The following is a 12,949-nucleotide window of genomic DNA, read 5'->3' as shown; positions in this document are numbered from 1 at the left end:
CAGCGGCCACAAAGAAACGGCCCCCTGCCGAGGCAGGGGGCCGTTTTTGCATGGATGCCGGGCGCCAGACTCAGGGCTCGGGATCGAAATCCAGACTCAGGCTGTTGACGCAGTAGCGCTGACCGGTTTCGGTCGGCCCGTCCGGGAAGACGTGGCCAAGGTGGGAGCCGCACTGACTGCAGGTGATCTCCACCCGCTTCATGCCGTGGCTGCCATCCTCGGTGTAGGTCACGGTCCCCTCGATGGCCCGATCGAACGAGGGCCAGCCGCAGCCCGAGTCAAACTTGGCATCCGAGTGGAACAGCACCTGCTTGCAGCAGACGCACAGGTAGTCGCCGCTCTTGCGGTTGTGGAGCAGGGCGCCGCTGTAGGGACGCTCCGTGCCCTTCTCCCAGCAGACGTGATACTGCTCGGCGCTCAACTGCCGGCGCCACTGCTCGGGGTTGGGGGTGTTGCCGCTCATACTGACTCCTTGCCGTGAATATCGGTGCCCAGCATACCCAGTCAGGGCGCCGCGCTCTACCCCGCCAGCGGGAACTGTGATCCGGTTGGCAACACGACGGCAACATCCGGGGTGGCGACCGCTCCCTCCTCGGCCAGCGCCACCGCACTCAGGGCGACCCGCTCCAGCAGCTTAAGGGAGTGGGCCCGGCCCACCGCCACCTGTCGCTTGATGTCGTCGGGCAGGAACGGCAGCCCGTCGTTGGTGGCGGTGTCGATGGTCTGGATCCACTCCAGCCCCTCACCCGGCGGCGGCAGACGGAACTGGATGTCGTAGTCGCTGGCGTTGAACAGCACGTACCAGCGCTCCCCGCCGCAGCCGATCATGCCGATGTCCATGGCGAACGCCTGCCCCATGGGGGCGTGCCAGTCCTGATCGGTGAGCTGATGGCCGTCCGGGTGATACCAGTTGACCTGGTGGCAGCTGCTGGGGGCGCCATTCCAGCTGTCGTCGCTCAGCTGCAGATTGGAGAAGACGGTGGACTCCGCCCGCAGCGCCAGCATCTGCTGGGTGAAGGCGAGCAGCCGCTCGTCCTCCGGCCGCCACTGCCAGTTGACCCAGCTGATCTGGTTGTCCTGGCAGTAGGCGTTGTTGTTGCCGAGCTGGCTGCGCCCCATCTCGTCACCGGCGAGGAAGTGCGGGGTGCCTTGCGACAACAGCAGGGTGGCGATCAGGTTGCGCTTCTGCTGCTGGCGCAGGTTGTTGACCCGCGGATCCAGGGTTGGCCCCTCGACGCCATGGTTGTTGGAGAGGTTGTTGCCGTGGCCATCCCGGTTGTCCTCGCCATTGGCCTGGTTGTGGCGCTGGTTGTAGGAGACCAGATCCTCCAGGGTGAAGCCGTCGTGATAGCAGAGGTAGTTGACGCTGGTATGGGGGGAGCGCCAGTTCTTCGGGAACAGATCCCGTGAGCCGACCAGCCGGGTGGCAAAGTCCCCCATCTTGCCCGCATCGCCGCGCCAGAAGGCGCGCACCGTGTCACGGTAGCGGTCGTTGATCTCCAGCCACTGGCTCGGGAACTGGCCGAGCCGGTAGCCGAACGGGCCGATATCCCAGGGCTCGGCGATGAGCTTGACCCGTGCCAGCACGGGGTCTGCCATCATGGCCTTGAAGAAGGCCCCCATGGGGTCGAACTCGCCCGCCTCGCGCGCCAGGGTGACCGCCAGATCGAAGCGAAAGCCATCCACCTGCATTTCGGTGACCCAGTAGCGCAGGGCGTCGAGCACCAGCCGCAGGCTGTTGGGGTGATCCAGATTGACACTGTTGCCGCAGCCGGTGACGTTGGCGTGGCGAGTGTAGTCGGGGCCGTGGGCGCCCGCCTCGAAGGCATAGTAACCGGCGTTGTCAAAGCCCTTGAAGGAGAGCATGGGGCCGTCGAAGCCCGACTCCGCAGTGTGGTTGTAGACCACATCCAGGATCACCTCGAGCCCGGCCTTGTGCAGCTCGCGCACCATGGTCTTGAACTCGGTCACCGCCTCCTGCGCCGCATAGCGCGGCTCGGGGGCGAAGAAGGCGATGGGGTTGTAGCCCCAGTAGTTGGTCAGCCCCAGCTGCTCGAGCCTGGGCTCGGACATGAAGGCCGCTACCGGCATCAACTGCACCGAGGTGATGCCGAGGGACTTCAAGTGTTCGATGATGAGCGGGTGGCAGATGCCCAGATAGGTGCCGCGCAGCTCGCTCGGCACCCCCTGATGCTGACGGGTGAAACCCTTGACGTGGGTTTCATAGATGACGGTGCGGGCCGGCTCGATGGCGGGCTTGCCCACCCCCTGCCAGTCGAAGGCATCGTCCACCACCACGGATTTGGCCACCATGGCGGCACTGTCACCCTGATAGAGGGCATCATCCCAGTGGGTCGGGCGGCTGAGCGCCTTGGCGTAGGGGTCGATCAGCAGCTTGTCCGGGTCGAACAGCATCCCCTCCTGCGACGTGCCGTACACCCGGTAGCCGTAGCGCTGACCGGCCTTGACGCCGCGCACATGGCCGAAGCGGTACTGGCCACGCCGGCCGGGCAGCTCGAGGCGAGCCAGCTCCCGCTCCTGCTCGTCGAACAGGCAGAGCTCCACCTTGTCCGATTGCGGCGCCCAGACGCAGAAGTGACAACCCGTCTCGTCGAGCAGGGCCCCCAGCGGATAGTCCTGCCCCTTTTCCATTACGAACATCAAGACTCCTGTTTGATGAACAAGGTCGCGAGCGGCGGCAGATCCAGCACTATGCTGTGCGCCATCCCTTGCCATGGGGTCGGCTCGGCGACAAAGACCAGACCCACATCATAGTTGCTGCCCCAGTAATGCTCGCTGTCGGTGTTGAGCACTACTCGGTAGTGACCGGCCGCCGGCACCCCGAGCCGATAGGCAAGCCGCGGCACCGGCGTGAAGTTGCAGGCTATCACCAGCGGGTTGGCCCCCTGCTTGTCGGCCCGCAGCCAGGCAAAGATGCTGTTGTCAGCGTCGTTGTGATCCAGCCAGCGGAAGCCGTTTTGCTCATAATCCGCCTCATACAAGGCAGCTTCGTGACGGTAGAGGTGGTTGAGATCGTGGATCAGCCGTTGCTGGCCGCCGTGCTTGGGATACTGCAGCAGGTGCCAAGGCAGCTGGGCATCGTGATTCCACTCGTTGCTCTGGGCGATCTCGGTGCCCATGAAGTTGAGCTTCTTGCCGGGATGGGCATACATGAAGCCCATGTAGGCGCGCAGGTTGGCCGCTTGCTGCCACTCGTCACCCGGCATCTTGTAGAGCATGGAGTGCTTGCCGTGCACCACCTCGTCGTGGGAGAGCGACAGGATGAAGTTCTCGTCATAGTGGTACACCATGGAGAAGGTCATGTCGTTGTGGTGGTAGCGACGGTGAATGGGCTCTTTCTGCATGTAGGTGAGGGTGTCGTGCATCCAGCCCATATTCCACTTGAAGCCAAAGCCGAGGCCACCGAGGAAGGTGGGACGGGACACCCCGGCAAAAGCGGTGGACTCCTCGGCGATGGTCATGGCGTGGGGATACTTGCCGTACACCTCCTCGTTGGTCCACTTGAGCAGGCTGATCGCCTCGTAGTTGTGGTTGCCGCCATCGACGTTGGGCACCCACTCGCCGGCGTTGCGCGAGTAATCCAGATAGAGCATGGAGGCGACCGCATCCACCCGCAGGCCGTCGACGTGGAACTTGTCGAGCCAGAACAGGGCGCTGGCCACCAGGAACTGGCGCACCGTATTGCGGCCGAAGTCATAGATGTAGGAGTTCCAGTCCGGGTGCCAGCCGCGGCGCGGATCCTCGTACTCGTAGAGCGGGGTGCCGTCGAAGCGGGCCAGCCCGTGGGCATCGGACGGGAAGTGGGCAGGCACCCAGTCCAGAATCACGCCGATGCCGGCCTGGTGGCACTGATCCACGAAGTATTTGAAATCATCAGCCGTGCCGTAGCGGCTGGTGGGCGAGAACATGCCCACTGGCTGATAGCCCCAGGAGCCGCTGAACGGGTGCTCGGAGACCGGCAGCAATTCGATGTGGGTGTACTCCATCCCCTTGACGTAATCCACCAGTTCCACCGCCAGTTCGCGCCAGCTCAGGCTGTCGCCGTTGGGGTGACGCTTCCAGGAGCCGACGTGCAGCTCGTAGATGGAGAGCGGCTGTTCGCGCTTGTCGTTGAGCTGGCTCTCGCGCCAGGCGGCATCCTGCCACTGGTACTGGTCGTGGTCATAGACCACGGAGGCGAACGAGGGGTACTGCTCGCAGTAGAAACCCACCGGGTCGCTCTTGTGCGGCAGCCGGTTGCCCGCCGGATCTTTGAGTTCGAACTTGTAGCGATCCCCGGCCTTGAGGCCCGGTACGAACAGCACCCAGTGACCGCACTGGCTGCGCTGCATCGGGTGACGACGGCCATCCCAGAAGTTGAAATCGCCGATGAGGCTCACCGCAGTGGCGCTCGGCGCATAGACCGCAAAACGCACCCCCTCCACTTGCTGATCCAGGTGCTCCACGGTGCGCAACTGGGCACCCAGCGTGTGGTAGAGGTTTTCCGGCTGGTAGGTGAGTTCCGCCAACCCGGCCCAACCCGCATCCTGGAACTGGTAGGGGTCGATGACCTCGACGGTGGCATCTGGGTAGTCGGCAAGCAACTGGTAGGGGAAGGGATTTTTACGGCGGGTGAAAACAGTTTCAAAGAGGCCCGAATCATCGGTGGGCGCCAGGGTGGCAACAATCTTGCCCGACTTGAGATCCCTGACCCGTACGGCCTGGGCATCGGGTAACCAGACGGTCAGCTTGAGGCCGGGCCCATCCGGATTGGCCTGCAGGCCTAAGTGGGAGAAGGGATCGGAACAGCGGGCTGCAACCAAACGTTCAACGAGCATCGAGATTTCCTTTCATAGCTGAGCATCCGCTCCGGCCTGGGCCGAAGCGGATGTAAGTGAGTCACGTTTTGTCGGCAGTGGCTCAACGACTGGCCTCGTCACGGGCCTGGCTCATCTTGCCTGCCAGCGCCTTGAGCGCCTCATTGGCAAAAATATCCTCCAGATCGGTAGACAGCTTGCGGCGCCAGTTCGGGTACTCGTAACTGGTGCCCGGCACGTTGACCGGCTTGTCCATCTCCAGCCAATCCTCCAGCTGGGTGCTGAACAGGGCGCAGCTGCCGCGAGACATGTGCAGTTGCAGACCGTGGTTGAGCTCAGTGTTCATGCCGACCCAGTTCACGTCGTGGCTGATGTTGCCGGAGATCACTCCATGCCCGTGCAGGCTGTCGAGGATCCGCTGCTTGGCCTGGTGGCGATCAGCATACAGGGTCTTGAGTACGTCTTCATCCGGATACAAGCCCAGCTCGCGCCCCAGCGCCAGATCGTCGCAATGCCAGAAACCCTTGAGGGTCGGCATGTCGTGGGTGGTCAGCGCCGACATCGCCTGCTCGGCGTAATGAGCCGGAGAGATGAAGCCGCCATCGCCCTTGGAGCGCTCGAAGAAGAACACCTTGTAGGAGTGGACGCCGTTCTCTTTGAGGGTCACGTCGATCCCCTCCGGCACGGTACCGAGATCCTCGCCGATCAGCAGACACTGATTGCGGTGAGACTCGAGGGCCAGGATGCCGAGCAGGTCGTTGACCGGGTAATAGATGTAGGCGCCTTTGGCGGCAGACTCTCCGGGCGGCACCCACCACAGGCGCAGCAAGGCCATCACGTGGTCGATGCGCAGCGCGCCGCAGGAGCGCATGTTGGCACGGAACAAGTCCACCATCGGCTGGTAGGCCGCCTCGAACAGCTGGTTCGGGTTCATGGGGGGCAGACCCCAGTTCTGGCCTAGCGGGCCCAGAATATCGGGCGGTGCACCGACCGAGGCTTTCGGGCAATAGAGATCCCGGTTGGCCCAGATCTCGGTGGAGCCTTCGGAGACGCCCACCGCCAGATCGCGGTAGATCCCCATCACCATGCCGGCCGCCTTGGCACGGGCGTCGGCCCGGGCCAGCTGCTCGTCGGCCAGGAACTGCAGATAGAGGTAGAAATTCACATCCTGGCTGTGCTCGGCCATCCAGGCAGCCACTTCGGGATTGTGGTAATCACGGAACGGCTCCGGCCACACCGGCCAGCCCCAGGCATTCTCGCCTTTGGCGTAGAAGTGGGCCTGCAGGGCATCGAAGGCGGCCTGTTGCTGCAGGCTGTCGCCGCCGGCGGCAACGAAGGCATCGAAGGCGGCCTGACGCTCGGCGCAGAGGCTCGCCTGGTCGAACACCTGACGCAGCATGCCGAGTTTGGTCTCGACGACGCCGGTGTAATCCACGTTGCCCTTGGCACGCAGCTCGCTCAGGTGCTGCTGGAAGGCAGGGTTCGCCACCTCGGCCTTGAGCCGGGCATTGGCCAGAAATTCGGGCACGGCTTCCACATCGATGTAGGCCACGTTGAGCCAGCGCCGGGACGAGGGGCTGTAGGGGCTGGCGCTCTCCGGGTTGGCCGGATAGAGGGCATGAATCGGGTTGAGACCGACGAAGTGAGCGCCCCAGGCGGCCATCTTCTCGACCAGCTGGCCCAGATCGCTGAAATCGCCGATGCCCCAGTTGTGACGGCTGCGCAGGCAGTAGAGCTGCACGCTCGGGCCCCACACCTTGCGGCCATTGGCGATGGGAGGCTGCTTGTAACATGCCTTGGGCGCGACGATGAGGCGCATGCTGGCGAGCGGCTCGTCATTGCCCTCCTCCAGCAGGATCAGATCGTGATAACCCAGCTCGGGCTGCACAGCCAGGGCCACGCGATAGGCCTGGCACTCCATCTCTTCGAATTCGGCCACGCCGACCAGCTCGCCGTCGATGGGGGTGAGCTGACCGGACAACAGGCCGCCCTGCTCCAGCCTGAGCTGCCAGCTGAGGGCGTCGTTGACGAATTCGATGGGCAGACGGACTTCGAGGGTAATGGGCTCGCCGCTGCGGACCACCATCACGGGATCCAGCGCACGCAACCAGTGCTGGCGGTGCTCCTGCTCAAGCTGCTCGGTCAGGGCGGCCTCGTCATCGACGCGGTAACCCATGGCGCCCAGCATGGCTGCCTTGCTCTCTTCGGATACCTGAGCTGGGTGGCCCCAGGCATCAACATACTCGCTGGCGATACCTTTGGCGGCAGCCAGCTGTTCAATCAGGGTGGTCATAGTTTGAGAATTCCCGCTGTGGATTCTATCTATACTATTTTGATTAATTTTTATGGGTGGTACTTGAACAGTGGCTCTATGGGCCATGCTAAACCGCGCACATTTTTACACATCTGCCTGGCTGGTTGTGTGACCGAGCAGGCACTATTGTTGATAACCGCACCGCCAGGAGATAGATAGTTATTTCGACAAAAGCTGGTAGTCAGTTACATAAACAGAAAATAAATTTCACAGTTTTTCATGATATAGCGCAATTTCAGACAGATTGTTGGTTGACTCACGGGGGAGTTCTAGTAAATTTACAAACGGAATTTTCTTTGACTACTGAACAGTTAGGTAACCAATTATGACTATCAAAGTAGGTATTAACGGTTTTGGCCGCATCGGCCGTTTCGTCTTCCGTCTGGCCGCTGAGCGTGCTGACATCGAAGTGGTTGGTATCAACGATCTGATCGACGTTGACTACATGGCCTACATGCTGAAGTACGACTCAACTCACGGCCGCTTCAAGGGCACCGTTGAAGTCAAAGACGGCAACCTGGTTGTCAACGGCAAAACCGTACGTGTTACCGCTGAGCGTGACCCGGCCAACCTGAAATGGGGCGAAATCGGTGTTGACGTTGTTGCCGAAGCTACCGGTCTGTTCCTGACCGACGAAACCGCTCGCAAGCACATCGCTGCCGGCGCCAAGAAAGTCGTTCTGACCGGTCCGTCCAAAGACGCTACCCCGATGTTCGTAATGGGCGTTAACGACGCTACCTATGCTGGCCAGGACATCGTTTCCAACGCTTCCTGCACCACCAACTGCCTGGCTCCGATCGCCAAGGTTCTGAACGATACCTTCGGTATCGAGTCCGGCCTGATGACCACCGTTCACGCTACCACTGCTACCCAGAAGACCGTTGATGGTCCGTCTGCCAAAGACTGGCGCGGTGGCCGCGGTGCGGCTCAGAACATCATCCCGTCCTCTACCGGTGCTGCCAAGGCTGTTGGCGTAGTTATCCCGGAACTGAAAGGCCTGCTGACCGGTATGGCTTTCCGCGTTCCGACTCCGGACGTGTCTGTTGTTGACCTGACCGTCAACCTGAAGAAAGCTGCCACCTACGCAGAAATCTGCGAAGCGATGAAAGCTGCTTCCGAAGGCGCCATGAAGGGCGTTCTGGGCTACACCGAAGACGAAGTGGTTTCTACCGACTTCTTGGGTGAGCGTCAGACCTCCGTATTCGACGCCAAGGCTGGTATCCAGCTGAACGACAAATTCGTTAAAGTTGTATCCTGGTACGACAACGAAATGGGCTACTCCAGCAAAGTTCTGGACCTGATCGCTCACATCTCCAAGTAATTTGGGATACGCAATCAAGTAGCTTGAAAAAGGCGGCCATGGGCCGCCTTTTTGTATTCTGGACCGGGATATTTCCAACCCTCTCTTCTGAATGTGCGCGAGCACAGGAGTCCTCATGCAACCGACACGCTCTCTGACTGCCCACTGTACCCTCAGCCACCACCCGGCTGGCCAACCCCTGCTGACCGTCGACAACGGCTACGCCAAGGCAGAAATCAGTCTGTTTGGCGCCCACGTGCTGAACTATCAGCGTCACGACGAACCCGCCTCCATCTGGCTCAGCGACAAGGCGGTACTGGATGGCAGCAAACCCATCCGCGGCGGCATTCCCCTCTGCTGGCCCTGGTTCGGCCCGGCGCCTGCCCGCGTCGGCAGCGGCAAGCCCTCCCACGGCTTTGCCCGCACCAGCCTGTGGACGCTGGACGGTGTCTCCGATCACGGCGATGGCACGCTCGTCCATCTGTCTCTGCGTGACAACGAGGCAACCCGTCAGCTCTGGCCTCATGCCTTCGAGCTGGAGCTGGACGTGCTGGTCGGCAAGGAGCTGGCCCTGGTACTGACCACCCGCAACACCGGAAAAGCGCCGCTCGTCTACAGCGGTGCCCTGCACACCTACCTGCAGATAAGTTCACCGGAGTCAGTGAGCGTCAGCGGCCTTGGCGAGCCCTATGCCGACAAACTGACCGGCCAGAATGGCCAGCAGCAGGGTCCTCTGACCCTGAACGGACCGCTGGATCGGGTCTATTGGCAGCCTGCGGCCCACGTCAGCATCCAGGATGGCGAACGCGAGACCCGGGTGGTCAGCGGCAACCACGACAGCGTGGTGGTCTGGACTCCCTGGCTGGAAGGTGCCCGCGCCATGGCCGACATGAGCGATGATGGTTATCGCACCATGCTCTGCGTTGAAGCCGCCATCGCCAGCGAGGCAGGCGTGACCGTTGCACCGGATGAAGAGCACAGCTTCTCCACCGTGATCATCTGACGATACGCTGAACAGATAAATAAAGAGGGCTCCCGCAGGAGCCCTCTTTGCATCTCTTTGTCTTGGTAATCAGGCATTGCCCTGGGTCTTGAGCCTGAGCTCGGCGGCGAAGTTCAGCATGCGGTCGAGCGGGATCAAGGCCTTCACCCGCAGATCCTCGTCCACCAGGATTTCGTGACGCTCGGCGCCATCGGTGAGGGCCTCCTTGATGGCCACCAAGCCGTTCATCGCCATCCAGGGGCAGTGGGCACAACTGCGGCAGGTCGCACCATCGCCACCGGTCGGCGCCTCCACCATCTCTTTCTCCGGACAGGCCTGCTGCATCTTGTAGAAGATGCCGCGATCGGTCGCCACGATGAGTTTACGCTGGGGCAGCTCCTTGGCCGCCTTGATCAGCTGGCTGGTAGAGCCCACCGCATCGGCCAGCTCGATCACCGAGGCAGGGGACTCCGGGTGGACCAGCACGGCGGCATCCGGATTCTGCTCCTTCAACTCGCGCAGGGCGCGGGCCTTGAACTCGTCGTGGACGATGCAGTGGCCCTGCCAGCGCAACATCTCGGCGCCAGTCTTCTTCTCGATGTAGGCACCAAGGTGACGGTCCGGGCCCCAGATGATCTTGTGACCCTGGCTGTCCAGATGTTCGACGATTTCCAGCGCGATGCTGGAGGTCACCACCCAGTCCGCCCGCGCCTTGACCGCCGCCGAAGTATTGGCGTAGACCACCACGATATGGTCGGGATGGGCGTCACAGAAGGCGGAGAACTGCTCGATGGGGCAGCCCAGATCAAGCGAGCACTCGGCCTCCAGCGTCGGCATCAGGACTCGCTTGTGGGGGCTCAGGATCTTGGAGGTCTCGCCCATGAAGCGCACCCCGGCGACGATCAGGGTCTGTGCCTCATGATCGCGGCCAAAGCGGGCCATTTCGAGGGAGTCGCCGACGAAACCACCGGTTTCCTCCGCCAGCGCCTGGATCTCGGGATCCGTGTAGTAGTGGGCGACCAGCACCGCCTTGCGCTCCTTGAGCAGTGCCTTGATGTCAGCGATCAGGGTCGTCTTCTGTTCGGCGCTCAGGGGAAGGGGCTTGGCCGGAAACGGATAGTCCATCTCGACTACCGGCGGGACATTGTTCAGTGCATTGCTCATTGCGACTGTTCCATCAACGCTTGGAAAGGCAAAAATTATAACCAGAAGCCGCGCACAAACCCATCAACAAATCCGGTGCTGCGCAAGTGTCCGAATATACTCAAGTAATTCGTTGTCATTCTTGCCAAAGGAGTTGTCGAATGAAACAACGTTCCCTCAAAACCAAGCTGCTGTTGCTCACCATGGGGCTGTTTCTCGCCAGCGGCCTCGCCATGACCCTGATGCAGTCCTCCTCGCTGAACACCCTGCGCAGCAACATCGTCAGCCAGACCCGCCAGGCGCTGGAGCAGGAAGTCTCCCGTACCCTGCAGTTCCAGGCCGAACGCTATGCGGTGCAGATCGCCGACTTGTTGCAGCAGTCCTATCAGGTGCCGCTGGGCATGGCGGCCCAGCTGGAGGGCAGCATGGCACAGCCGGACAGGCTGCTGAGCCGCCCCCAGGTCGAGACGCTGCTTCACAGCCGACTGCAGCAAGCGGGCGGCATCAGCTCCATCTATGCCCAGTTTGAACCCGACGGGTACGATGGCCAGGATGCCAGCTGGCAGGCCGGCGCCTCCCACTCCGTCGTCGGCAAGGGCAGCCTGGAGATTTATTTCACCCGCGACCAGGGTGGCCAGATCAGCCAACAGCCGGTGGATGCCGCCACCAGTGCCGCCAAATACGACACCTCGGTCAACGAGTTCGGCATCCGCAACAGCGAATGGTACCTGTGCGGCCGCGACACCCTGCGCCCCTGTCTGATGGAGCCCTACCTCTACGAGATAAGCCCAGGCAACAAGATGCTGATGACCAGCCTGACGGTACCCATTCTCAAAGCCGGCAAGTTTGCCGGCATCACCGGTGTCGACATGAACCTGCCCATCTTCCAGCAACTGGCCGAGAACCTCGGCAAGAGCCTGTATGACAACCAGGCCGAGGTCACTCTGGTCAGCAAGATGGGCCTCATCGTCGGCAGCAACCGTCACGCCGACAAGCTGGGGCGGCCGCTGACAGAAGCCGGCCTCACCGCCCCCACCGGCCAGGAGCAGGACACCGAGACCGACTTCATCCTGCAACAACCGGTCAGGATCGACGCCGCCGACACCCAGTGGTGGCTGATGCTCAAGGTGCCCAAGGCGCTGGCACTCAGCCAGGCCAACACCATCAGCAACCAGCTTGGCGACTTGCTGCAGGCCACCCAGCAGCAACAGCTGGTTGCCATCGTCGTCATCACCCTGCTGGCGCTGGCGCTGCTCATCTGGTTCATCCAGACCATCACGGCCCCCCTCTCCCTCATCAGCCGCCATGTGTCCCACCTCTCCAGCAACGAGGGGGACCTGACCCAGCAGATGAGGATAGACACCCACCAGGAGCTGATCGAGCTGGGCGGCCACCTCAACGCCTTCCTCAGCAAGTTGCGCGGCATGGTGCAGGGCAGCAAGCAGATCGGCCAGCAGGTACACCAGCAGGCCCAGGGCATGAAGCAGACGGCCGATACCATGCGCAGCAGTCTGGACGAGCAGAGCCTGGAGCTGGAGAGCGTAGTCAGTGCCATGCATCAGATGAGCACCACGGCGGTCAGCGTGGCGGGCTATGCCGAGCAGGCAGCCCAGGAGTCGGAAACGGCCACCCATCACATCAGCACGGCCCAGCAGACCCTGAGCCGGGCCCGCACCGAGATCCACACCCTGGTTGAAGACATGCACCTCGCCGACAAGGCCGTCGCCCAGGTGGCTCAGCGCAGCACCAACATCAGCCGCATTCTCGACGTGATCAGAGCCATCGCCGAGCAGACCAACCTGCTGGCACTCAATGCGGCCATCGAGGCGGCGCGGGCCGGCGATATGGGGCGCGGCTTTGCCGTGGTAGCGGACGAAGTGCGGGCGCTGGCCAACAAGACCCGGGAGTCCACCGACGAGATAGGTCAGCTCATCGGCAGCCTGCAGACCGAGGTCAGCAGCAGCCAGCAGTTGATGAGTACTGGCATCACTCGCTCGGCCAGTACGGTGGAAGGAACGGAGCAGGCCTTTGAGGCCCTCAATCAGGTGGTCACCCAGATCCAGCAGATCCACGATCACATCAGCCAGGTGGCCACGGCGGCCGAGCAGCAGAGCGCCGTCAGCGACACCATCAACCAGAATCTGATGCGGATAGGCGACGCCGCCACCACCCTGGGGCAGGAGGCCAACGCCAGCCATCACCTGAGCGAGCAGCTGGAGCAGGCTGCCACGGCACTGGCCACCCAGCTCGAGCGGCTGAGAACCTGATGCCGAACGGCCATAAAAAAAGCCCGCATTGCTGCGGGCTTTTTCAATCTGGTGGTCGTTACTGGGATCGAACCAGTGACCCCCTCCTTGTAAGGGAGGTGCTCTCCCAGCTGAGCTAAACGACCT

8 protein-coding genes and 1 tRNA gene are annotated in these 12,949 nt (G+C 62.2%); 3 read left to right on the top strand and 6 right to left on the bottom strand.

Going from position 1 to position 12,949, the window contains the following annotated elements; all coding sequences use genetic code 11:
* Positions 1–70: 70 nt before the first annotated feature.
* From msrB to malQ, 4 genes are all read right to left on the bottom strand, one after another.
* Positions 71–463: a peptide-methionine (R)-S-oxide reductase MsrB gene (gene msrB, locus OKC44_RS15600; protein WP_017411114.1), complete on the bottom strand. Its 393-nt coding sequence runs from the start codon at positions 461–463 to the stop codon at positions 71–73.
* A gap of 56 nt (positions 464–519) precedes the next feature.
* Positions 520–2,661 carry a glycogen debranching protein GlgX gene (gene glgX / locus OKC44_RS15595; RefSeq protein ID WP_270813932.1) on the bottom strand — a complete coding sequence of 714 codons (2,142 nt, stop codon included), beginning with the start codon at positions 2,659–2,661 and terminating at the stop codon, positions 520–522.
* Complete coding sequence (gene glgB, locus OKC44_RS15590) at positions 2,661–4,838, bottom strand: 1,4-alpha-glucan branching protein GlgB (RefSeq protein WP_270813929.1); 2,178 nt, start codon at positions 4,836–4,838, stop codon at positions 2,661–2,663. Before glgB ends, glgX begins: the two co-directional genes overlap by 1 nt.
* A gap of 82 nt (positions 4,839–4,920) precedes the next feature.
* Positions 4,921–7,110 (bottom strand): 4-alpha-glucanotransferase, encoded by a 2,190-nt coding sequence (gene malQ / locus OKC44_RS15585; protein ID WP_270813926.1) that lies wholly within the window; start codon positions 7,108–7,110, stop codon positions 4,921–4,923.
* Between the two features lie 346 nt (positions 7,111–7,456).
* Here malQ and gap point away from each other — a divergent pair, with 346 nt between their 5' ends.
* Both gap and OKC44_RS15575 read left to right on the top strand, forming a co-directional pair.
* Positions 7,457–8,452, top strand: coding sequence for a type I glyceraldehyde-3-phosphate dehydrogenase (gap, locus tag OKC44_RS15580; RefSeq protein WP_029302200.1), 996 nt, complete (start codon positions 7,457–7,459; stop codon positions 8,450–8,452).
* Positions 8,453–8,567: 115 nt separating this feature from the next.
* On the top strand, positions 8,568–9,434 hold the full coding sequence (locus tag OKC44_RS15575) for a D-hexose-6-phosphate mutarotase (RefSeq protein ID WP_270813920.1): 867 nt from the start codon (positions 8,568–8,570) through the stop codon (positions 9,432–9,434).
* A gap of 69 nt (positions 9,435–9,503) precedes the next feature.
* Here the strand turns inward: OKC44_RS15575 and nadA are convergent, their stop codons facing one another.
* On the bottom strand, positions 9,504–10,577 hold the full coding sequence (nadA, locus tag OKC44_RS15570; protein WP_270813917.1) for a quinolinate synthase NadA: 1,074 nt from the start codon (positions 10,575–10,577) through the stop codon (positions 9,504–9,506).
* 140 nt (positions 10,578–10,717) lie between these two features.
* On the opposite strand from nadA, the gene OKC44_RS15565 reads away from it, so the two are divergent.
* A complete protein-coding gene (locus tag OKC44_RS15565; RefSeq protein ID WP_270813915.1) occupies positions 10,718–12,823 on the top strand; it encodes a methyl-accepting chemotaxis protein in 2,106 nt (701 codons plus the stop codon).
* A 49-nt stretch (positions 12,824–12,872) separates the two neighbouring features.
* Here the strand turns inward: OKC44_RS15565 and OKC44_RS15560 are convergent.
* Positions 12,873–12,948, bottom strand: a tRNA-Val gene (locus OKC44_RS15560).
* Position 12,949 lies beyond the last annotated feature (1 nt).

The organism is Aeromonas sp. S41-2 (assembly GCF_027705845.1).
Classification (GTDB): domain Bacteria; phylum Pseudomonadota; class Gammaproteobacteria; order Enterobacterales; family Aeromonadaceae; genus Aeromonas; species Aeromonas hydrophila.
The sequence above is the reverse complement of the archived record's forward strand: the minus strand, read 5'-3'. Positions and strand labels throughout refer to the sequence as shown.